The following is a 23,211-nucleotide window of genomic DNA, read 5'->3' as shown; positions in this document are numbered from 1 at the left end:
GGCTTATGCCGTCAGACTGTCCGCATAGGCCAGCCGTGCGGCACGCACAGCGCCAAACACGCCTGCGCGATTACCAAGCTGGCTGATGCGGCAGTCCGGCATGGGATGCCCGTCAGGCAAAGCCTGCGCCAATGCGGCCGTTATCCGCGCCAGTAGTGCGGGTTGCGACCCAATCCCGCCGCCAAAAGCAAAGACAGCTGGATTGACGATGGCGTCGATGGATAACACGGCCAGTGCCGTGCGCTGCGCCAAACGCTCCATCACGGCGTCCAGTGCAGGATCGATTTGCGCATCTTTTGTAATTTCCCGCAATGTTTGCCCGGAATGCGTGCCACCACTGGCGCGGTAATCTTTTACAAGTGCCGCGCCTGATACGACACTTTCCAGCGCGCCGCAGCCGCGGGTTGCTGGATCGAAAGGATCGCCGCCAATCGGTAAGGCTGCGACCTCTCCTGCGGCACCAAGCGCCCCGCGCAAAATACGGTCGCCCCACGCAAGGCCCATGCCGATCCCCGTGCCCAAGGCCACGAAAGCCAGCCCGCCAGATGCGGCCGCCGGCAGGGTGCCGTGACCCAGCCAGACCTCGCCCAAGGCGGCAAAGTTCACGTCGTTTTCAACAGCTGTTGGCACGCCTAGGCGATCTGAAAGCAGCGCACGCATGTTGCGCCCATCAAACCCGCGCAGGTTTGGGGCCCGGTCCAAGTGCCCCGTCACCGGATGCACTGTTCCGGGCAATCCGACACCAGCAGCGAGCAGCGGCGCACCGGTTTGGAGCATCATCTGCGATAGATGAGAGGTCACAAGGTTCAGCACGGCGTCGCCCCCTTCAGGCGGCGTTGTGGACCGGACTTCTGCAATCAGCGTGCCATTTAAATCGGTCAGGACCGATTGCACCTTTGTGCCGCCGATGTCTGCGCCAAACAGGCACCCGGCCGTGGCGGTAAAGCGCCCCGTCCCGTCCAGCCAACCCGCATCCATCAGCAGCGCGTCCGGCACATCTTGCGCAAGGCGCAATTGTCGCGGCAACCATTCCCTTACCGCAGGCGTCAGCGCTGCGGCGGGTGTGCGCAGTTCCTTATTCATCATGCCCTGCCCATCGCCTTTTCGGTCGCGGCATCGAACAGATGCACGTGGCCGCGCGGTGCCTTGGCCGTGACGGTTGACCCAATAGCGACCGTGCCATGGGCAGGAGCCGTCGCGATGATCGACCGGCCCGCCACTGTGAAGTGCACCAGCGTTTCTGGGCCAAGCGGTTCGACAGCGGTCACGTTGCCGGTCAGGGTCAACCCCGGATCTGCAATCTGACTGCCGACCAGCAAATCATGCGGGCGCACACCTGCCAGCAAGGTCGGCGCGCCTTCGGCAAGGGTCACGACACCGCCGGTTTGCGTGGCGGGGACGATATTCATCGAAGGCGTACCGATAAACTGGGCGGTAAAGACGTCAACGGGGTTATCGTAAACCTCCATCGGGGGGGCGGCCTGCAGGATGTGACCGTCTTTCATCACGACGATCCGGTCGGCCATCGTCATCGCCTCGACTTGGTCGTGGGTGACATAGGCAATGGTGGTGCCAAGGCGTCGGTGTAGGTCCTTAATCTCGATCCGCATTTGGGCGCGCAGTTGGGCGTCAAGGTTGGACAGCGGCTCGTCAAACAGGAACCCTGCCGGATCACGCACCATCGCTCGTCCAATCGCGACGCGCTGCCGCTGGCCGCCGGACAAATCCGAAGGGCGGCGATCCAGCAACGGCGTCAGGCCCAGTAGCGCGCCCGCCTCTTCAACCTTTTTAGCCTTTTCGTCCTTGGACAATTTAGAGGTATAAAGCCCGAAGGCGATGTTTTGGCGCACGGTCATATGGGGGTAGATCGCGTAGTTCTGGAACACCATCGCCAGATTACGCTCTTTGGGGTCAACCTCGTTCACGACGCGGTCGCCAATCCTGATCTCGCCGCCCGACACTTCCTCTAGCCCCGCAATCATCCGCAGCGTGGTGGATTTGCCGCAGCCAGAAGGACCAACGAAGACAACGAATTCCCCATCGGGGATCACCAGATTGATGCCGTGGATCACTTTGGTTTTGCCGTAGGCCTTGACCAGACCGCGCAGTTCAAATTTGGCCATTAGCGGGTCTCCATCAAAGCAGTGAATGCGGTGTCGAGCGATTGTTGCGCAGCGTCAGCGCGTGCGGCGTGTTCTTGGGCGGTTTGCTCAAAGTCTTTTAGGGCTGTGCGGTAAGCGGCGATTGCCTCGCGCATTGGGGCGGCTGCGGGGCCGCCAAAGCGGTCGCGAACTTGTACGAAGTAGGCCGGGGAAACGGCCTCGGCAAAACCGGCAAGCTGCATCTGCGTGTCCCGGCCGACAACATCGCGAAAGGCAGTTCGGAATGGCTCGTAGCCGCCCGCCGCCAGACTTTGCTGCGCAGCCACCACGGCCTTTGCGGTTTGAGCTGCGATTTCGTGAGCCTGGCGAAAGGAAATACCTTCCTGCCGCACCAGCGTATCGGCCAATTCGGTGATCGTGATGCAGGCCCGGTCAATGTTTTGCGCGACGCGGTCATCGTTGATCCGCAATGCTGGCACAAAGGCCGCAAGCAGACGCAGTACGCGGCTTCCCACTTCGAACGCGCTATAGCCTGCGGCCTGCGTCTCGCCTTCGCTGTCGTTCATGTCGGTAAAGGGAGTGTTGTGCATGATGTCTTTCATCATGCGGGCGCGCCCGACGGTCTGGGACGCAAGATGGCGCATATGCTCGATCGGGACCGGATTGCGTTTTTGCGGCATGATCGAGGAGATCTGCACGAAAGCATTCGGGACATAAATCTGACCAACCTCGAAGCTGGACCAGACCTGAAAATCCTGCACCAGCCGCCCCAGATGCAGGAACAGCAGCTCTACCGCGCTGTAGGTTGCGGTGATGTAATCCACGGCGGCAATACAGCTGTATGAATTGCGCTGCGGCGCCGCAAACCCCAGCAGATCCGCCATCAGCTGCCGGTCGATGGGAAAGCCGGATGTGGTGATCGCTGCGGCACCCATAGAGGATAGATCAACGGCGCAACGCGCCTCTTGCAACCGTTCAATGTCACGGATCAGCACTTCGATCGCGGCGGACAGGTAATGGCCAAAGGTTGTCGGTTGTGCTGGCTGGCCGTGGGTATAGGCCACAATAAGTGTGCCGCTTTCTCGCTCTGCAGTGTCAACCAAGGCGGACAGCAAAGCACGCGCTTCGGCAAGCATGGCGTCCAGCCGTGCCTTTAGCGACATTTTGAACAAGGTATGATCAATGTCATTGCGCGACCGCGCTGTATGTAGGCGCCCGCCCGTGTCTGCTCCAACACGTGCCTTCAGTTCTGCCTCTCGCAAAAAGAAGTAGTCTTCAACCTCACCGGTATAGGTCAGGGCGTTCGGATCAATCTGGCGGTCAATCTGGATCAAGGCAGCCGCGATTTGCGCTGCGGCATCCGTAGGAAGGATGCCCGTACGGTGCAGCATCACCAGATGGGCGCGGTCGATCCGGCGAAAACCTTCGGCGTGATCATGGCGTGCATGATCAAACAGGGGGCCAAGTACCGTGTCTTTGTAGACGGGATCAGGAAAGGTGGTGGTATCAGTCATGGTCATCCTTTGAGGCCCGCAAGCATGACGCCGCGCACGATGTAGCGTTGCAGGACCAGAAACACGACCAGCGTTGGGATCGTCGCAATGGCGGCCCCGGTCATGATCATTTCCCACTGGATCGCCTGTTCGACAGCAAAGCTGGTTAGGCCGACAGGCAGCGTGTAAAGTTCCTTGGACGTGGTCGAAATCAGCGGCCAAAAGAAAGCGGTCCAGTTGCCCAGAAAGGTAAAGATCGCCAGCGCCGACAGCGCCGGTGTGACCAGCGGCATCGCGATTTTCCACCAGATCGTGAATTCATTCAGGCCGTCCATGCGTGCGGCTTCGATGAAATCATCAGGCACAGTTTCAAAGAACTGCTTCATCAAGAAGGTGCCGAAGGCCGTCATCATCCCCGGAAACATGATGCCCCAGTAGCTGTCGAGCCAGCCAAAGTTGGCCGACATCAGATACCAAGGGATCACCAGCATTTCGGTGGGGATCATCAAAGTCGACAGGATCGCGATAAAGACGAACTGGCGCCCGCGAAACCGGAACTTCGCCAGCGTGTAGCCGACAAGGCTGTCAAAAAAGATGTTGGACGCCGTCACGCAAATCGCAACAAAGGACGAGTTTAAGAACCAGCGCGGAAACTGCCCCTCTGTCAGGACCTCGATGTAGTTGGCCAGTGTCGGGCTTTGCGGGATCAGGCGCAAATCGTAAATCTGGCTCGAGGTTTTGAGCGAGGTCGAGAACATGAACAAGATCGGCGTGATCATCAGCAGGCCGCCGATGAACAACACCGTCCACATCACGATCCGCCCAGGCTTAATCCGCGACATCGGCAGCGGCGGCGATAGGGTTGTGTCTATTGCGGCCATCAGCGTGTCCTTAGGATCCAAAGTTGCAGCAAAGAGATGAACAGCAGGATCGTAAACAGCACGACCGTTTGCGCCGCAGCGGCGCCCATCTGGTATGAATTAAAGGCGGTCTGATAGATCATCAGCACCAGCGGTTTGGTGGTTCCAAGCGGGCCGCCCGGATCATTCGTGGTCATGTTGTAGACTTGATCGAAAATGCGCAGGAACCCGATGGACGAGAACACGACAAGGAACACGGTCGTCGGTTTCAAAAGCGGCAGTGTAATCTTGCGCAGGATGGCGAAGTCACCAACGCCGTCAATCTTGGCTGCCTCGTAATAGGTTTGCGGGATCGACCGCAGACCCGCCATAAAGATGATGATCTGAAACCCCAGACCCGCCCAAATTGCCGTCACCATTATGGACGGCAGCGCCCAAGTGGTAGACCGCAGAAAATCAAGCTGCCCCATACCAACACTGCCCAGCACCGAATTGATCACGCCAGTCGGTGCCGGCTGATAAAACCAGCGCCAGACCCAACCCATCGCCGAAGCGGTGGTGATAAACGGCAGGAAATACAGCGCCCGCAGAAACGTATGCCCAAACCGGATCCGGTCTAGGAAGTAGGCGATCAAAAAGGACAATAGCAGACTGATCGGCGTGCCAATAATCAGATACGCAAAGGTGTTGCGAAACACCTTCCAGAACTCGGCCGAGGCAAACATGTCGCGGTAGTTTTGCAGCCCGATATAGGCGGGCTTTGACATCAGGTTCCAGTCAGTGAACGACAACCTAAAGGCATCGATCGTCGGATAGAACCGGATGACACTATAGAAAAGGACGGGTAGGGCCAAAAAGGCCCAAACCCAGATTGCGCGCCGCGTGCGCATCGACAGGCGCGGCGCGGATTGCGGTGATGTCGTGTCCATCGCCATGTCAGCGTCGCTCCTCTCGCTGCCGCTTAACGCGCGCGGTCGATGATGGCTTGTTCGGCAGCGGCGGCTTCGGCCACGCTTTCCTCAACCGATTGCCCTTGCAGGAACACACGGTTCGCCATGTCCATCGCGACCTGACGTTGCGCCTGTTCTTCGACGAATGTTGTCGTGTGGGCGTATTCTAGGCCTTTCAGGAATGGCGCATAGATCGGATCAGCCAAGTTCGCCTCGGTCAGGGCAACCTCTGGGCGGGCGGGCAATTCGCCAACAACTTCAAGCCAAAGCTGCATCGCCTCTGGCGAGGACAGATACGCCAGGAACTTGGCGGCTGCTTCCAGCTCTTCGCCTTCCGACTTAGCCCCGATGCCGTTCGCAAAATACGAGGCGTAGTTTGACCGCAGACCGTCGGCATTCGCCGGCAGTTCTGCCACGGCCCATTCAAAATCAGTGATGTCGCGGAACGAGCCTAGACGGAAAGTGCCGTCGATTGTCATGGCCGCACGGCCCGCGCGGAACGCCGCCTGCCCTTCGTCCATAAAGCCAGTGTAGCCGACTTCGTGTTTTGTCGTCAGGTCCGTATACCACTGCGTCGCGGCGGCACCCGCCGCATCGTTGTAGGTCACTGTGGAATAATCGTCGCTATAAGGCGCGCCGCCGAACTGGCGAACCAGCACTTCACGCCACCACTGGTGATCCTGCCCGCCCATCTCGACCGTCAGGCCGACGGTGGTGTAGTTGCCACCACTGTCCTTCACCGCCATCTGGGACGCGTAATCAACCAGCTGGTCCAGCGTTTCTGGCGGGCCTTCGATACCGGCCTCTGCAAACAGCGCCTTGTTATAGAACAGCGCCAGCGAACGTACGGCAGTGGGCAGGCCATAGTAATCATCGCCCCGCTTCATGGCGGTCACGATCGGAAAGAAGTCAGCTTCGATCTGTTCTGCCGGGAACATATCCTTTGGCAAAGGCTGCAACACGCCGCCATTCACAAAACTATCGGTCCAGCCATAGAACATCTGCAGCACGTCAGGTCCGTTGCCCGCCATGTTCGCGGCAACAACGCGTGTCTGATAATCCGCGTAGGGAAAAGTGACCTGCTTGACGTTAATGTCGGGGTTGGCCTCTTCGAACTTCGCAATCAACTGGTCCACCGCCTCGACGCGGGTGTCGTAGATATACTGCCAATATTCGATATCCACCGCGCTGGCAGCTGTGGCCGAAGCCATGATTGTTCCGGCAAGCAGTGCTGTCTTGGTAAAGCGTTTCATGTCGTCCTCCGTTGGGTGGGTTGAACCCGGTGTGTTGGTGCAACGTGACGGCTCTGGCGAATCTGCTCCGCTCTTGTAACCGCTCCCCAAACGCTGCTGCGGGACTTCGGGTCAGGCTGGACCAAACGCATGCGGTGCGTCAATAAGATAATTTACTTGAGTTAATTAAATGACCATGCGAGCCTTGTTTTGGGTCACGCCACGGCATGTCCCTTGAAAACGTGGCCGCTAGGCGGTCATGCATTTGCGACGGAACGATGGAAAAACCCAAGGATACGGACATGACATTTCCAAAATCATCCGCCGCACTGGAATCTAAGCCGCCTCCCCGCCCATCGCGGACTGCAAAAGGTAAAAATCCTGGCCGCAGCCGCGAACATAACCGGCGCGTGGTGCTAGAACTTTTGCGGCGGGGCGGCGCGCTTGGCCGCAAGGAGCTTGCCGATCTGGCGCATATCTCGACCCAAGCTGTGACCAACATTATTGATGAGCTGATGGCCGAAAATCTGCTGATCGATATGGGCCGCAAGCGCACCGAACGTGGCCTGCCGCCAATTCAATATGCGATCAACCCCGAAGGCGCGATTACCATCGGGCTGGAAATTGCTGTCGGCGCGCTGACCGCCGTGGTGCTTGATCTTGGCGGCAATCTGCGCGCCAAGCAGCAGCTTCCCCTACCCGATATGAAATCAGATATCGTGTTGGACGTGATCTGCGAAACAGTCACCCGCCTGCGCGCCACCTACCAAGCCCAGCTCATGGGGATCGGCGTCGTCATGCCCGGCCCGTTCGAGATTGAGGGCCTGTCTGGCGTCGGCCCCACCACCCTGCCCGACTGGTCCGGTGTCGACGTCGCCCGCCTGCTAAACCAGCGTTGCGGCGTTCCCGTCACCGTCGACAATGACGCCAATGCCGCCGCCGTCGGAGAGATGCTCTTTGGCCTTGGCCAGAACGTATCGCATTTCTGTCTGCTCTATTTCGGTGCCGGCGTCGGCATGGGCGGCATCGTCGCGGACCAGCCGCTACGCGGTGCCTTTGGCAACGCCGGAGAGATTGGCCATATCGTCGTGGCCCCCGGCGGCTTGCCCTGCCAATGCGGTCAGACCGGATGTCTGGAACGCTATGTCTCGCTTCATGCGCTGACAGAATGGATGACCCGCGACGGTGTCGCGCCGGACATGGGCGCATTGCATGACCTGCATGCAGCAGGCGATCCCGCGCTGCTGGCATGGTTAGATCAGGCCGCGCCGCATCTGTCCCTTATGATTGGCCTGCTGGAAAACATCTTTGACCCGCAGACCGTCATTCTGGGCGGCAAAATGCCCCGCGCCATTCTGGACGATCTGATCGGCCGTCTGGCGATCCCCACCAGCGTCGCCAATCGCCGCAACCGCGCCCTGCCACGTGTGCAGCGTGGTCAGACCGGTCAGGAATCGGCGGCTATTGGTGCTGCCGCCCTGCCCTTTTTCAACGCCATCACCCCGCAACTTCACCAGACCGAGGATCAGTCCACACGCTGACCCCGAGCCAAGGATTGCCATGACTGCCCACGATCGCCTTGCCCGCCGCGAAGCCGCGCCAGCCTTAATGCGCCTGTCCCGCGCCCTGTCGCGGCTGGATAGCGTCCTGACCGTGATGAACACCGGCGCGCACCCTGACGATGAACACAGCGGCCTGATGGCATGGCTGCGATTTGGCTGTGGCATGCGGGTGGTGATTGCCTGCTCGACCCGCGGTGAGGGCGGCCAAAATGCACTCGGTCCGGAACGTGGCGGACTGCTGGGCATGGTGCGTACCCGCGAAATGGAAGAAGCCGCGCGCGTTCTTGACTGTGACGTCGCATGGGTCGGCTTCGGACCCAACGATCCCGTACATGATTTCGGCTTTTCCAAAGACGGCGACGATACCTTTGCACGCTGGGGCGAGGCATTGGTGGTCGAGCGTATGGCCCGTGCCTATCGCAGCTATCGCCCAGATATCGTGCTGCCGACCTTCCTTGACGTGCCAGGCCAGCACGGCCACCACCGCGCCATGACGCGTGCGGCAGAACAGGCGATAGCCTTGGCCGCCGACCCCGCCGCCCTAACCGACCACCCGAACGGGCCTTGGACTGTCACGCATCACTACCTGCCGGCGTGGTCAGGCGGCGGTGCGACCTATGACGACGCACTTCCCCCGCCGCCTGCCACACTGCAAGTCACCGCTGACCTGCAAGACCCAGTGACGGGCGCCGCATATCAGGAAATCGGGCAATGGTCCCGCGCCCGCCACGCGTCGCAGGGCATGGGGCACTGGTCCGACACGCCGCAGACTACATGGCAGATGCACCGTGTCGGCGGCGCGGCAGAAGATACAATCGCCCAGTCGCTTGCCCAGACGCTAGATGATCTGGCCGCGCTGGCGGGTCCGGCGGCAGACGCGATTCAAGTCGCCGCCAAGGCCATCGCACAGGCGCAAGACGCCTTTCCCAAAACCGCGCAAATTCGCGAAGCGTTGGCCAAGGCAGACGCCGCGTTGGAAGCCGCGCAAGTGGCAGCCTTACCAGATTTTCAGTCGGCCCACGGCCATCGCCTGACCCGCAAACGCCGGGAACTCGCTGCCGCTTTGGCCGAAGCGGCAGGCCTGTCCCTGATCGTCACCGCTGAACCTGCCGCCCTTATACCCGGCGGCACGTCAACGCTGCGCGTGGTTCAGACAACACCCATCACCGCCCTTGACGTCACGCTGTCCCCGCATCTGCCCGAAGGTGCCACCGGCCCTGCCACAAAACTGGAAAAAGGCACCGCCGCGCTGCAAATCAAGGTAGCAAAAGATGCACCATTCACCACCCCCTTTGGCGCCAATTTCGACCCTTTGGGGGGGAATGGATCCGGTTGGCTTAACATGTCTGCCACCATCGCTGGCCGGACAATTCAGACCCGCGTTGATACAGAAGAGCCTTTGACTGTCGGCCCCGCCCACCGCTTTGCCGTGCGGCCCTTCCAATTCATTCGGCAAATTGGCGATACCGCGCCGCTGATCGCGTCAGTCGGCGCTGGCCCAATTCCCGACTTTCATTGCCCGGTCGGTTGGGACGTGCAGTACGCGGGGAGCACTTTGATGATCACGCCACCGGACGGCAAAGGCTCTGGCCTTGCGACCATACCGGCGCAGATTGACGGGCGCAGGGCGCAGGCCGTGACGCAGGCGCAGTTCCCCCACATCGGCACCGTATCGTACCCCGAAGATGCGAGCCTGCAGGTTCTGACGCTGGACCTAGCTTTGCCGCAAACCGCACGGATCGCCTATATCGGCTCCGGCGATTCCGTCGGAAGCTGGTTGTTGCGACTTGGCCTTGATGTCACCATGCTAGATGACATCGCACCGGACGAAGACTTCGCCGCCTATACAACCGTTCTGGTTGGCGTGGTCAGCTTCGGCAACCGGCCTGACCTTGTTGCTGCCACCCAAAGGCTGCACGAATTTGTGCATGCCGGCGGGCATCTGGTGACACTTTATCAACGCCCGGATCAGGGCTGGAACGCCGACACCACGCCGCCGCGCCCCTTGAAAATCGGCACCCCGTCGCTGCGCTGGCGCGTGACAGATCCTGCGGCGCAGGTCACGATCCTGACCCCCGATCACCCCCTGCTGACGGGGCCAAATCCCATCACGGCCGCCGACTTTGGCGGCTGGGACAAGGAACGCGGGCTCTATTTCGCAGCGGCTTGGGATGACGCTTACACCCCCCTGTTGTCTATGTCTGACGCATCAGAGGAGCCCCTGATCGGTGCGCTTGTATCCGGCCAGATCGGTGCGGGCCGTCATACGCACACCAGCCTCGTGCTGCACCACCAGATGGACCGGTTGGTGCCTGGCGCATTCCGGCTGATGTGTAACCTCGTGCAGCCCGCCTAAACGCCAAGATGCTGGAAATAGTTTTGGGAACCTACCCAGGCGTGCTGCGGCCTTTGCGGGCATGGCAGGCGTTACCTTGCATTGGGGCCATTGCCCTCCGCTCGCATGCCGTCAGGCGACAAAAGAGGTCTAAATGAAGATACTGATTTTCCCCGACGCTGCCACCGCCAGTGCGGAAACTGCGCGCAGGATTTTGGCAACTCTGGCCGCCCAACCCCGTGCGGTACTAGGCCTAGCCACGGGCGGCACCATGAAGCCGGTATATGAGGCGCTGCGCACCGCGCTTGGTCAAAGCCCTGCTACATTCACCAGCTTTAACCTAGACGAATACGTCGGGCTGCCATCCACACACCCGCAAAGCTATGCCTATTATATGAAAACTCATTTGTTCGACGCGGTTGCCCTGCCCGGCGCACAGGCACATTTACCCCGCGGTGACGCGCCGGACCCCGCAGCAGAGGCTACGCGCTATGAAGCCGCCATCGCCGCCGCTGGCGGGATCGACTTACAACTTCTTGGACTAGGGGCGAACGGACATATTGGGTTCAATGAACCAACGTCGTCTCTTGCGTCTCGTACGCGTATCAAGACGTTGACGCACAAGACGGTGACCGACAACGCCCGATATTTCGGCCCAGACGAAGTCGTTCCACGGCTGGCAATCACAATGGGCATAGGCACCATTTTGGACTCTCGTGCCATCCTTTTGCTTGCCACAGGAGCCGGCAAGCGGGACGCGGTGGCCCGCATGATCGAAGGGTCTATCTCTGCCGCCTGCCCGGCCACTGCGCTACAATTGCACGCCAATGTAACCGTCCTGATTGACGAAGCGGCAGCCGCGAACCTGAAGCTACGGGACTACTATGAAACTGTTCATCCAGGCGGAGCCGATGAAATTTAAACCTAAAACTGGCACCGAAGTCCGGTACCTTAGCAACTGCCTGACCTCGATATGGAGGCGCATCGTCCACATTTTGACGCGAAGGCCATAGAATGGGTCCGCATTCAATGAATGGTAGCATTTCAGTTCTTAGCCCAATCAATGAAGGCCCTAAGACGTTCTAGCATGTGCCGCTTGGTTAGGTCGTTGATGGTGTCGCGATGCCATAATGGGACTTGCCCGTCGAACAGGGGCAGCAGGCGCTTCTCTGCGATCTGGTGACTTGCGGCATAGCTATACATATAAGTCAGCCCCAATCCATCTCGCGCAGTGCAACTTTCGCGCCGATCTCTCGTGTGCCGCCGGTGCCCAGTTCTGGGTAGCGCGCGACCATCGCAGCGATCAATTCCTCTTATGTTGCGGCCCGGTCTAACTCCTCCTCAAAGGCCTCGAGGTAGGACTTTGTGAACGTATTCGCAGCGACGCCCATCGGCGCATCGACGCTCATGTGACCGGGCACAACAACGTCCGGCGCACGTGCGATAAGTGCGTCAAGGTTCGCGACCCAAGCCGCCCGCAGGTCTTTAGTCTCTGTGTCAGCCGTCCACACATGAGTGCCCGAGAAAAATCAGCGCGCCGCCAATGACCGCCTGAAGGTCAGGGACCCAAAGGTAACGGCGATTGATCATGTCCTCGGCTGCGACGATCTCGATTGTGCGTCCGTCGACCATCAACGACGGGCCATCAAACGCGGTTGGGATCACCACATCGTCCATAGACTTCGGCCCATTGTCGCCCAGTTGCGGGCTCCATGTTTCGATCTTTTTCGCGACATTGCCGTTGATTGCCGCAATTGTGTCAGACGCCGCGATGACGCGCGCATGCGGCAAAGCGGCGACGACGTCCGGCGATGTCACGTCTTTTCCGCCCGCGTAGCGGGCCTCTTGGATCGCCTTAAGCACTTCAATTTCGCGCTCTGGTGCGTCTTGTGCCACGGCTGTCAGGGCAAGGGTGGCCACACTGGAATCCAGGATGGCACCCTTCGCTGCTGTTGTAGAAACAGGATCGTTCACCCAAGCGGCTACACGGCTTAGCATCACCAAGGCAGTTGTTAGCCAGCAAATCACCAATCTAGAACAAGAGGTTAAGGCAACGCTTTTGACCCGCTCCACCCGGAGCGTGACCCCGACCGAAGCGGGCCGAGAAATTTACCTGCGCTGTCGTCACATCATCAAAGAGGCCGAAGACGCATTCAATTTGCTGTCACAATCCACAGAGGTCCCAACGGGCACTTTGCGCATAGCCGCGCCTTTGGATTACGGCGCGACAATTCTAACGCCAGTTGTGACCGCGTTTCGCCGTGCCTACCCTAGTTGCCGCCTCGCGCTGAAACTCGGCGATCATATCAACGATGTGTTCGCGGAAGACCTGGATTTGGCGATCCGCGTTGGGTGGCTAAGTGACTCCAGCTTGCAGGCCCGAAAGATCGGCAATTTTCAACAACTCGTCGTGGTAAGCACGGCATATGTCGACAGCCTCGGGCTGCTCAATCGTCCTGAAGATGTATTGGAAAAAGCCGAATTTGTCGCCAACCTCGCTCTGACTGATCCCACTATTTTGACCTTTACCCGCGCCAGTAACGAAACCGCAACGGTAAGGTTTGAAAGTGGCTTAATGCTCGACACCTCGGCCGCATTAATCAAGGCCCTCAAAGCTGATGGAGGGCTTTCCGTTTTGCCAGATTATTCCGTATACGATGCGCTAAAAGCAGGTGAGCTTAAAGTCGTATTGCCTGATTGGACATTGCGGGCAGGCGGTATCTATGTGGTCTATCCGCCAGCGAGGTTCCGCCCCGCAAAAGTTTCAAAATTTGTTGAAATGCTTGTCGAAACCGAAAAGCGGCGTAGAATTTGATGATTTACAAAAGCTGGGGCACCCTTTGCGCTAAGGCTTAAACTAGACAGACAAGCATGCATACGCCCCTGCTTTACTGCCGCAGTTGAATCAACGACGCGTTAAAACGGTACTTTGGGATAGCTTCGCAGCTGTCCATCAAACCCAAGTTTCGCATTGCTACGACACTTGTTGATGACACTGCCAAAGGTGTGGAATGCGACGTCCTTTTTAAAATCATCCAAGGCCGTTTCCGTATGCATCAGCAGCTATGCCGCCGTCCGGGACGGGTTGTTTGCTGCAAACTAAACCTTAGCGGTATTCGGAATCTTGTTTGATCCAGATCAGCGCACCTTAGATTTGGGGCGTCTAAGCAAAAGGTGCCTTAAGGCCCTGCGCTGTTGCAGCGATTTCATAGGAGGTATCCATGTCGACACCATCCGCGCCTACCCCTCGCAAGTTCCATTTCCCCTCGGCCTTTACGATCCTGCTGTCGCTGATTGTTATTGTGGCAGCCCTGACGTGGATCATCCCTGCGGGCCAATATGACCGTGTCGCATCAGAGGTCCTTGGCAAAGACGTGCCCATGGCTGGCACCTACGCACCGATGGACGCCAATCCGCAGGGCTTTTTCGATGTCATTCTGGCCCCCATTGCCGGGTTTTATGATCCAGCAAGCTATACAGCCAATGCCATTGATGTGGCTTTGTTCGTCCTGATGATCGGCGGATTCCTTGGTGTCGTCACGGCGACGGGTGCAATTGATGCAGGCATCAAACGCGCCATGGCCCGCCTTAAGGGCCGGGAAAAGTGGATGATCCCGATCTTAATGGGACTCTTCGCTCTTGGCGGCACGACCGAAGGCATGGCCGAGGAGACATTGGTTTTTTACGTTCTACTGACGCCAGTGATGATCGCCGCAGGCTATGACGCGTTGACGGCCGTCGCGGTGATCATGTTGGGCGCTGGTATTGGCGTGCTGGGGTCTACGGTGAACGCCTTTTCCACCGTGATTGCATCGGACGCCGCCGGCGTGCCCTTTACCGATGGCCTTGTGCTGCGTCTCGTGCTGCTGGCCGTCACCTTTGCGGCAACAGTCGCCTACGTCATGCGCTATGCGGCACGTGTCAAAGCGGACCCATCGCAGTCGCTGGTTCGCGATTTGCACGCCGGGCACGTCGCGCATTTTGTGGGCAAAGATACCACCGATACGCTGTTTACCGGCCTGCACAAAATTGTCCTTATTTTAGCAGGCGTCACCTTTGGCGTGATGATCTGGGGTGTATCCCTTGGCGGCTGGTGGATGGCTGAAATGAGCGGCCTATTCCTGTTCGCCGGCATCGGCATCGGCATTGTCGGACGGCTGGGCGAAAAAGGGCTGGTTGACGCTTTTGTTGGCGGCGCACGCGATCTGCTGGGTGTGGCGCTGATTATCGGACTGGCCCGCGGCATCGTCGTCGTCATGGACGCCGGGCACATCACCGACACGATCCTGCACTGGGCCGAAGGCACCGTGGCTGGCCTGAACCGCGTTCTGTTCATCAACGTCATGTACTGGATCGAGGTCGCGTTGTCGTTCTTCGTCCCCTCCACCTCTGGCCTTGCCGTGCTGTCGATGCCGATCTTGGCCCCCGTCGCAGACTTTGCGGACGTATCGCGGTCGCTGGTCGTCACGGCCTTCCAGTCCGCAGAGGGCGTCGTGAACCTCGTTACGCCAACCTCTGCCGTTGTCATGGGCGGCCTCGCCATCGCCAAAGTCCCCTACGAGCGTTGGCTGCGCTTTGTCTGGCCTGTACTTCTGGGCCTGACCATCATCGTCATGGCCACGCTGAGTATCGGCGTGCTTTTGCAAGGAACCCCCACATGAAATATGGCGTCCATTCAGAGGCGGGCACTTTGCGCCGAGTCCTTGTTCACACCCCCGGCACCGAAATGGCGCGCCTGACGCCCGCCAATTGCGCAGAGCTGCTGTTCGACGACGTGCTGTGGGTCAAACAAGCCCGGATCGAGCATATGACTTTCGTCGATGCGATGCGCAATCGCGGGGTAGAGGTCGTCTTTTTGCGCCAGCTTCTAACCGAAACACTGGCCGATCCAGAGGCGCGGCGCTGGCTGCTGTCGGCTCGCGTGACCGATAACACCGTGGGCGTCGGTCTGGCCGATGACCTGATGGCGCATCTGATGGAAGTCGATGCCAATAAACTGTCCACAATCCTGATCGGTGGTCTGTCCCGCGCTGAATTGCCCATCGCGGACAAGGGCGTGCTGGCACCAATGCTTGATCCAGCTGATTTCGTGTTGCCCCCCCTGCCCAACCATATCTTTACCCGCGACACGACGGCTTGGGTTTACGGCGGCGTTGTGTTGAACCCGATGCACTGGCCAGCCCGCCGGTTAGAGACGCTGAACCTTGCTGCGATCTATCGCTTTCATCCCGACTTTAAGGACGCAGGCTTTCCGGTCTGGTGGGGCGACGCCATGACCGACCACGGCCCGGCCACGTCAGAAGGCGGCGACATCATGCCCATCGGTCATGGCACGGTCTTGATCGGTATGGGCGAACGGACAACCCCGCAGGCGGTCAGCCAGATTGCGAAGGGTCTGTTCGCTGGCGGCGGCGCGACCCGCGTTATTGCGTGCCAGTTTCCCCGCGCACGCGGGTCCATGCATCTGGACACGGTGTTCACCTTTTGCGACCGCGATCTGGTGACGGTCTTTGCCGAAGTCACCGACGCGATCCGCTGCACGACACTGCGACCCGGTGACGACGGCGGCATCATCGCCGAAGTCGAAACAAAGCCGTTTCTGGACGTCGTGGCAAAAGCCATTGGGGTCAAGGCGCTGCGCAGCATTCCCACGGGCGGGGACGCCTACGAATCCGCGCGCGAGCAATGGGACGACGCCAACAACCTGCTCTGCCTCTCTCCTGGTGTGGTGGTGGGGTACGAACGGAACGTCCATTCCAACACATTGCTGCGCAAAGCCGGAGTCGAAGTCATCACAATCCCCGGGTCAGAACTCGGACGTGGACGGGGCGGCTCTCATTGCATGACCTGCCCGCTGATCCGCGACGAAATTTAAGGAATATTCCATGCCACAGAACTTGCACGGCCGCAGCTTTCTTAAGCTGCTGGACTTCACCCCCAGCGAAATTCGCCACCTTTTGCAGCTGGCCAGCAGCCTGAAGATGGCCAAGGCAGGCGGCTATGAACGCCCCATGCTAGAGCGTAAAAACATCGCGCTGATCTTTGAAAAAGACAGCACCCGGACCCGCAGCGGGTTCGAAGTTGCGGCCTACGATCAGGGCGCACATGTCACCTATCTTGGACCATCCGGCAGCCATATCGGCCACAAGGAAACCATGAAGGACACGGCCCGCGTGCTGGGCCGTTTCTATGACGGGATCGAATATCGCGGCTTTGGTCAAAAAGACGCCGAGGTGCTGGCCGAATTTTCCGGCGTGCCGGTCTTTAACGGGCTGACGGACGATTTCCACCCAACGCAAACGCTCGCCGACCTGATGACAATGCAGGAATTCACCCGCAAACACCTGTCCGATATCGCCGTTTGCTTTATGGGCGACGCGGGCAACAACACCGGTGCATCGCTCATGATCGGTTGCGCGTTGATCGGTATGGACGTCCGCCTGTGCGGCCCGCACAGCTGCTGGCCTGACGAAGCATTGGTCACACAGTGCCGCAAAATCGCGGAAACAACGGGCGCACGGATCACCCTGACCGAAAAGCACGCCGAAGGGCTGAAGGGCGCTGACTTTGTCTATACAGACGTCTGGGTTTCGATGGGAGAGCCGGATTCAGTCTGGACCGACCGCATCGCATTGTTGTCGCCCTATCAGGTGAACGCAAAGGTCATGGCGCTGACCGGCAACGCCTATGCCAAATTCATGCACTGCCTGCCCGCGTTCCATAACCGAGAGACCGAAGTCGGAGAGGCGACGTTCAAAACCTTCGGTATCGACTGCATGGAGGTGACCGAAGAAGTGTTTGAATCGGCAGCCTCTATCGTCTTTGATCAGGCCGAAAACCGGATGCATACGATCAAGGCGGTCCTTGTCGCCACGATGGGCAACTAGGAATGCGTATCGTCGTAGCCCTTGGCGGCAACGCGTTGCTTCAACGCGGGCAGCCTATGACGGCTGACGCGCAGGTCAAAAACGTGCGCGTTGCCGCTGCCGCACTGGCGGAACTTGCCCGCGATCACCAGATCGTTGTGGCCCACGGCAATGGGCCGCAGGTCGGCCTGTTGGCGCTTCAGGGTGCAGCCTATGCCCCTGACGCGCCTTGGCCGCTAGATGTGCTTGGGGCCGAAACAGAAGGCATGATCGGCTACCTGATCGAACAGGAGTTGATGAATGCCCTACCAGCGGGCGCGCAATGTGCAACATTGTTAACCCGAGTCGAAGTGGCTGCGGACGACCCCGCATTTCAGGCACCGACAAAACCGATCGGACCCGTCTATGCAAAGACCGAAGCCGATGTCGTTGCAAAAGCACACGGCTGGGCGATGATAGAGGAGGCTTCGGGACACTTGCGACGCGTCGTGCCGTCCCCTCTTCCGCTTCGGATCCTGAGTGTGGACGCCATCAAGCTTTTGATGGGTGACGGCCAGACTGTAATCTGCGCCGGCGGCGGCGGCATTCCAGTGGTCCGGGGAACTGATGGAATGATGACGGGCGTGGAAGCTGTCATCGACAAGGACAGAACGGCGGCCCTTCTTGCGCAAGAACTTCAGGCCGATGCGCTGCTTCTGCTGACCGATGTCGCCGCAGTCTTTCGGGATTTTGGCAGCGCGAGCCAAAGCGCCATCGGGAACACGACGCCTTTAGAGCTTGGCTCTCTTGATCTTGCGGCTGGTTCAATGGGGCCAAAAGTCAGCGCTGCATGTGCCTTTGTGAAAGATAGCGGGATGCGTGCTGGCATCGGTCAATTGTCCGACGCTCTGGCCATCTTAGAAGGACGCAAAGGAACCCTCATTTTACCAGAACCGGCAACTGTTTGAATTGGTGCGACTAATTCGACGCCAGATATCACCACGTCCGCAGGACAGACAAAACGAAGCAAAGCAGGCGTCGGGGATGCGACGGACATCTTGGTTTTTGTGTTCCTGACCACCCTCAAGGTCACACTTGGGGTTGCCGCTATATTTTCCTTGGGTGGCAGATCAGCCACCCGAGGTTTCCCCACGTTTTGCCGACCTGTGCATGAGGTCGCTTTCCATCCTACTTATTAATTCCATTCACAAATATCGATCGCTGACTTTCTTTGATGAAAGTCCATGCAATAAAGCGACTCGTTTTTTGCCCCTGCGCCATTTCGACCACTTTGTATTCTTTAACTTTTGCTTTCCCTAATATGCGATAGAGCGTTTGAAGGTTATCTTTTTTCGATACCAGAGAGCTAAACCAAAGACACTGGTCGGCAAATGCGACGCTCTGCTCGATCATGCTCGCGATAAACTTTATCTCGCCCCCCGGGCACCAAAGTTCTGCGTTCTGACCGCCAAAGTTAAGCTTGCTTGTATCGTCCTTACCAAGGTTGCGCCACTTACGTTCCGTGCCTTTACGCGCTTGTTCGATAGAGGAATGAAAAGGTGGGTTACACAAAGTGACATGAAACGCATCACCGGGTTCGATCACGCCTCTGAAGATATTCTTAGGTATTTTTTGTTGTTTAAGCGTGATTTTTAACTTGTTAGCCTCGCAAATATGCCGTGCCGATTTAATAGCAACAGGATCGATATCAACGCCAGTAAAGTGCCAGCCGTATTCGCTCTGCCCAATAAGAGGGTATACCAAATTAGCGCCGGTGCCGATATCGAGCGCTTTGATATAGCGGCCGCGCGGGATTTCTTGATTATTGCTAGAGGCAAGCAAATCCGCCAGATAATGAACGTAATCAGCCCGGCCGGGGATCGGAGGGCAGAGGTAGTTATCAGGGATATCCCAATAATCAATACCGTAATAAGTCTTTAGCAATGCCCGATTAAGTGTGCGAACCGCCCTGTCGTCTTGAAAGTTAATTGTTGTGCGACCGGCGGGATTGCGGGTCGTAAATGCTTCTAGCTCGGGTAACTGCGCCACCAAACGTACAAAATCGTAACCATCTTTGTGTTCATTACGCGGGTGCAGCTTCGTTTCGGTGGCCATGGATAAGCTTTCGTTTGGGTTCGCGGAGGTGATGCGCGACCTTCATCGTGAATGACCGCTATGCCCTTGGTTCGATTGAACTGCAAATCACGGCCCTAGAAACGCGTTCTTACCCGGCGCGGCGTGATCCTTGCCTATCACATGTGCCTGCCCCGCCCCATAGGTCGCGCGGCGGCCCGCAGCCTGCCGCAAATATGGCAATTTGCCAGTTGTATCAGCACAGATCAGGTTTTCCGCATTCCGCAGAGGCGCTGACCTAACGTCACGCGCAATTTGTCACAAAAACTATGCTGATTTTTAATCAGTTGAAAAAAATGTGAGCCCGCAGGAGCAACTATTCATGAAAAAATCGTTTAATTCGGTCTCTTTTTCGGTGGGTTCGGCCCCGATGTCATTGATGGTACGGCCAATAGTGACGTGATCTTTGGTGGATTCGGCAATGACCGCATTAATTCCGGCGCGGGGCGCGATCGGGTTTTCGGTGGTTTTGGCGACGACACGATCTTGGGGGCTGCGGGTAGCGATACCATATTTGGCGGCGCGGGAACGGATACGGCGATCTATGAGGGCGGCGTCGACGATTACGCGATCTCGCTCAAACCTGTACGCGGATCTGGCCCGACGCAAGTTCAGGTCAGCGACGCGTCCGGCGATACGGACACGCTGCGCAGCATAGAGCAGCTTTATTTTGCCGCCGATGATTACACAGCCGATCTGACAGGGCAGAACAACGCAGTCCTGGCGCGTGACGATGTGGCAGCGGCGGCGGCAGATATGGCCACCGTGCTGGCAGGCCTTAGCGACAATGACTTCGACTTTGACGACGACACTTTGCAGATCACCGCGATCGACACCTCTGCCTTGACGGGCACAGCAACGCTGAACCCTGACGGCACAATTTCCTATGACGCCGCCGGCGCGTTCGATGATCTGGCCGAAGGAGAGGTCGCAACAACGACGCTTAGCTATACCGTCACGGACGGGCGCGGCAGCGTCGATACGGCAACGGTGACGATTACCGTGACGGGCGTCAACGATGCGCCCACGCTGGATCTGTCTGACGTGATGGTCTTTGAAAACAGCACCGCTGTGCTGACTGCGGTTGGCGCGGATGTGGACGGCGACGCGCTGACTTACAGCATTTCCGGCGCGGACGCGGCCCTGTTCGTCATTGATTCGGCGACGGGCGCTCTTGCCTTCGCAGAGGAACCAGATTTTGAGGCTCCGTCAGACCTAGACGGCGATAATGTCTATCAGGTCGCCGTCACGGCGACCGACACTGGCGGGCTGTCCGTCACGTCCGACATTGCGGTGACTGTTGCCGACGTGGACGACGCCCCGCAAAACAGCGTCTTCGTCAGCGAAATTCACTATGACAACGCCGGTGCCGATACTGGCGAGTTCATCGAGGTTGCGGGCACTGCGGGTGCCGACCTAACGGGCTGGTCCTTGGTTCTGTATAACGGCAACGGCGGCGCGAGTTACAAGACGATCAGTCTGGACGGCACGCTGTCAGGCACGTCTGGCCAAGGGTATTTTTCCGTTGATGCGATAGGCATCCAAAACGGTGCCCCTGACGGGATCGCCTTGGTTGCCCCCGACGGCACCGTCATTGAGTTTCTATCCTATGAAGGCACCATGACCGCGACCAATGGGCCTGCTGCGGGCCTGACCTCTACCGGTATCGGTGTATCCGAAACCGGCAGCGACGAGGCCGGATTATCCTTGCAGCGGCTAGAAGACGGCACTTGGACCGGCCCAATCACCGCCACCCGCGATGCGGCGAACGAGGCAGAGATTGACACATCCCCGCCGCTGCCAGACGGGACAACGCTGATTTCGACCATTCAAGGCAGTGGCAGCGCCAGCGCCTATGTGGGGCAAACCGTCAGCGTCACGGCAGTGGTCACCATGGTCGCAGAGAACGGTTTTTACATGCAAGAAGAGGACAGCGACGCTGACGGCAATGCGGCAACCTCCGAAGGGATTTTCGTCTTTACCGGCGACACACCGAACGTCACCGTTTCCTACGGCGTGACCGTCGTGGGCGCGGTGGCGGAATACTTTAACGCCACGCAGATCAACGCACAGACTTTTGAAATCATCGGCCCGTTGGTCGATTTGCCAACGGCGGTGGGGCTATCGCTGCCCTTCGCCACGGATGACGCGCTCGAATCCGTCGAAGGCATGCAGGTGTCCTTGGATATCGGCACGGACGACGCCCCCTTGCAGGTCATTGAGACATTCGAGCTTGGCCGCTACGGCGAAATCGTCGTATCCGAGGGGGCCCAGTATCAGCCGACGCAGCTTTATGATGCGCAAACGCAGGCGGCCGAAGTGGACGCCTTGCAAGAGGCGAATGCCGCAAACCGCCTGACCATCGACGACGGCGTTGCCGCGCAGAACCCGACAGAGTTCGCCTATATCCCCAACACGACTGATGGCGACAACGGCAACGGCTATCTGGATACTGGTGATGACCTTAGCGCGGGCGGCACGCTGCGTATCGGGGCCGAAATCACTGCGCCCATCACCGGCGTGATGAGCTACAACTTTGGTGAATACAAACTAATCGCCGACGGTGTGCTACAGATTGACGAGGCCACCAATACAGATGCCCGCGAAGCGGCCCCCGCAGATGTCGGCGGCACGCTGCAAGTCGCCAGCGTCAACACGCTGAACTACTTTACCACGCTCGGCCAGGACGATTCCAATGCACGCGGGGCCGACACAGCAGAGGATTTTGCCCGTCAAACGGACAAGCTGGTCACAGCAATCACCGCGCTGGACGCCGACATCATCGGCCTGCAAGAGCTAGAGAACAACGGCTTCGGCGACGGGTCTGCCATCGCAACCTTGGTCGATGCACTGAACACCCGCTCCGGGGCCGACATCTACGCCTTTGTCGATCCGACTGGTACCGGCGGCGAAATTGGCACCGACGCCATCACGACCGGTCTGATCTACCGCGTCGATGCGGTCAGCGTCGTAAACGCCGGCATCCTTGACTACACGCCAGAGGGCGAGTCCCAGTTGAACCGTCCCACCGTCGCGGCGCTGTTCGAGGATGCGAACGGAGAGCAGATCACCATCGCCGTCAATCACTTTAAATCCAAAGGTGGTTCCGGCACTGGCGACGACGCCGACCTTGGCGACGGTCAGGGGGCCTATAACGCCACCCGCACCGAAGCAGCGATCCAACTGACACAGTGGCTTGCGTCCGATCCATTCGGGTCTGGCGATAGCGACTACCTGATCATCGGCGATCTGAACGCTTACGGCCAAGAGGACCCGGTGCAGGCGATCGAGGATGCGGGCTATACCAGTCTGCTATCCAGCCTGATCGGCGAAGACGCCTTTAGCTATACCTTCGACGGGCAGCGCGGTGCGCTGGATCAGGCGCTGGCCAGCAGTTCGCTGACCGGTCAAGTGACCGGCATTACCGAATGGCACATCAACTCGCTTGAACCCAGCATTCTTGGCTATTCGTCAGAATTCACCGATCCGGCATGGTTCAACGCCGATGATCCCTATTCCGCATCGGACCACGATCCGCTGCTGATTGGCTTGGACCTTGGCAATTACCTAGATTTAGAAGTCGCCTGACCCGAGACCAGATTTTGAAAGGCCCCTGCCATAGCAGCAGGGGCCTTTTGCGTTTGTACGGGGACAACGGTTTTCGCCAACAAAGTCGCTGCCTATTCAGTTTTTTGGCAT

The 23,211-nt window shown here is 58.7% G+C and carries 18 protein-coding genes; 9 read left to right on the top strand and 9 right to left on the bottom strand.

Translation table 11 applies throughout. The features are described from left to right. Positions 1–3: 3 nt before the first annotated feature. The 6 genes from KBW81_RS17290 to KBW81_RS17265 are packed head-to-tail and all read right to left on the bottom strand — an operon-like array spanning position 4 to position 6,658. Entirely contained in the window at positions 4–1,086 is a 1,083-nt protein-coding gene (locus tag KBW81_RS17290) for an ROK family protein (RefSeq protein WP_254249371.1), read from the bottom strand. Next, positions 1,083–2,123: an ABC transporter ATP-binding protein gene (locus tag KBW81_RS17285; RefSeq protein WP_254249370.1), complete on the bottom strand. Its 1,041-nt coding sequence runs from the start codon at positions 2,121–2,123 to the stop codon at positions 1,083–1,085. Before KBW81_RS17285 ends, KBW81_RS17290 begins: the two co-directional genes overlap by 4 nt. Continuing rightward, on the bottom strand, positions 2,123–3,622 hold the full coding sequence (argH, locus tag KBW81_RS17280; RefSeq protein WP_254249369.1) for an argininosuccinate lyase: 1,500 nt from the start codon (positions 3,620–3,622) through the stop codon (positions 2,123–2,125). The genes KBW81_RS17285 and argH overlap by 1 nt, the downstream gene beginning before the upstream one ends. Further along, positions 3,619–4,476 (bottom strand): carbohydrate ABC transporter permease, encoded by an 858-nt coding sequence (locus KBW81_RS17275; protein ID WP_090189083.1) that lies wholly within the window; start codon positions 4,474–4,476, stop codon positions 3,619–3,621. Before KBW81_RS17275 ends, argH begins: the two co-directional genes overlap by 4 nt. Beyond that, positions 4,476–5,390: a carbohydrate ABC transporter permease gene (locus KBW81_RS17270; protein ID WP_245754204.1), complete on the bottom strand. Its 915-nt coding sequence runs from the start codon at positions 5,388–5,390 to the stop codon at positions 4,476–4,478. Before KBW81_RS17270 ends, KBW81_RS17275 begins: the two co-directional genes overlap by 1 nt. Before the next feature lie 26 nt (positions 5,391–5,416). Continuing rightward, complete coding sequence (locus KBW81_RS17265; protein WP_254249368.1) at positions 5,417–6,658, bottom strand: extracellular solute-binding protein; 1,242 nt, start codon at positions 6,656–6,658, stop codon at positions 5,417–5,419. 281 nt (positions 6,659–6,939) lie between these two features. Between KBW81_RS17265 and KBW81_RS17260 the strand changes: the two genes are divergently transcribed. The 3 genes from KBW81_RS17260 to nagB all read left to right on the top strand — a co-directional run bounded on the left by KBW81_RS17260 (position 6,940) and on the right by nagB (position 11,456). Beyond that, positions 6,940–8,178 (top strand): ROK family transcriptional regulator, encoded by a 1,239-nt coding sequence (locus KBW81_RS17260; RefSeq protein ID WP_254249367.1) that lies wholly within the window; start codon positions 6,940–6,942, stop codon positions 8,176–8,178. 19 nt (positions 8,179–8,197) lie between these two features. After that, complete coding sequence (locus KBW81_RS17255) at positions 8,198–10,555, top strand: PIG-L family deacetylase (protein WP_254249366.1); 2,358 nt, start codon at positions 8,198–8,200, stop codon at positions 10,553–10,555. Positions 10,556–10,688: 133 nt separating this feature from the next. Then, entirely contained in the window at positions 10,689–11,456 is a 768-nt protein-coding gene (gene nagB / locus KBW81_RS17250; RefSeq protein ID WP_254249365.1) for a glucosamine-6-phosphate deaminase, read from the top strand. A gap of 391 nt (positions 11,457–11,847) precedes the next feature. Here nagB and KBW81_RS17245 read toward each other — a convergent pair whose 3' ends face one another. Together KBW81_RS17245 and KBW81_RS17240 are read right to left on the bottom strand one after the other, a co-directional pair. Beyond that, complete coding sequence (locus tag KBW81_RS17245; RefSeq protein WP_254249364.1) at positions 11,848–12,045, bottom strand: MBL fold metallo-hydrolase; 198 nt, start codon at positions 12,043–12,045, stop codon at positions 11,848–11,850. Next, the gene (locus KBW81_RS17240) at positions 12,032–12,454 is read right to left on the bottom strand and encodes a hypothetical protein (protein WP_254249363.1); all 423 of its coding nucleotides are present in this window, start codon (positions 12,452–12,454) and stop codon (positions 12,032–12,034) included. The genes KBW81_RS17245 and KBW81_RS17240 overlap by 14 nt, the downstream gene beginning before the upstream one ends. Positions 12,455–12,467: 13 nt before the next feature. Between KBW81_RS17240 and KBW81_RS17235 the strand changes: the two genes are divergently transcribed. The 5 genes from KBW81_RS17235 to arcC all read left to right on the top strand — a co-directional run bounded on the left by KBW81_RS17235 (position 12,468) and on the right by arcC (position 18,347). Next, positions 12,468–13,349 (top strand): LysR family transcriptional regulator, encoded by an 882-nt coding sequence (locus tag KBW81_RS17235; protein WP_254249362.1) that lies wholly within the window; start codon positions 12,468–12,470, stop codon positions 13,347–13,349. A 406-nt stretch (positions 13,350–13,755) separates the two neighbouring features. After that, complete coding sequence (locus KBW81_RS17230) at positions 13,756–15,195, top strand: YfcC family protein (RefSeq protein WP_254249361.1); 1,440 nt, start codon at positions 13,756–13,758, stop codon at positions 15,193–15,195. After that, entirely contained in the window at positions 15,192–16,409 is a 1,218-nt protein-coding gene (locus KBW81_RS17225; RefSeq protein ID WP_254249360.1) for an arginine deiminase, read from the top strand. The genes KBW81_RS17230 and KBW81_RS17225 overlap by 4 nt, the downstream gene beginning before the upstream one ends. A 10-nt stretch (positions 16,410–16,419) precedes the next feature. Beyond that, positions 16,420–17,421 carry an ornithine carbamoyltransferase gene (gene argF / locus KBW81_RS17220; RefSeq protein WP_090189095.1) on the top strand — a complete coding sequence of 334 codons (1,002 nt, stop codon included), beginning with the start codon at positions 16,420–16,422 and terminating at the stop codon, positions 17,419–17,421. Between the two features lie 2 nt (positions 17,422–17,423). After that, positions 17,424–18,347, top strand: coding sequence for a carbamate kinase (arcC, locus tag KBW81_RS17215; RefSeq protein ID WP_254249359.1), 924 nt, complete (start codon positions 17,424–17,426; stop codon positions 18,345–18,347). A gap of 220 nt (positions 18,348–18,567) precedes the next feature. Here arcC and rlmF read toward each other — a convergent pair whose 3' ends face one another. After that, on the bottom strand, positions 18,568–19,494 hold the full coding sequence (rlmF, locus tag KBW81_RS17210; protein WP_254249358.1) for a 23S rRNA (adenine(1618)-N(6))-methyltransferase RlmF: 927 nt from the start codon (positions 19,492–19,494) through the stop codon (positions 18,568–18,570). Between the two features lie 417 nt (positions 19,495–19,911). On the opposite strand from rlmF, the gene KBW81_RS17205 reads away from it, so the two are divergent. Then, positions 19,912–23,100, top strand: coding sequence for an ExeM/NucH family extracellular endonuclease (locus KBW81_RS17205; protein WP_254249357.1), 3,189 nt, complete (start codon positions 19,912–19,914; stop codon positions 23,098–23,100). The last annotated feature ends 111 nt before the right edge of the window (positions 23,101–23,211 follow it).

This window comes from Loktanella salsilacus (assembly GCF_024206795.1).
Taxonomy (GTDB): domain Bacteria; phylum Pseudomonadota; class Alphaproteobacteria; order Rhodobacterales; family Rhodobacteraceae; genus Loktanella; species Loktanella salsilacus.
This window is presented reverse-complemented; position numbering and strand designations above follow the sequence as displayed.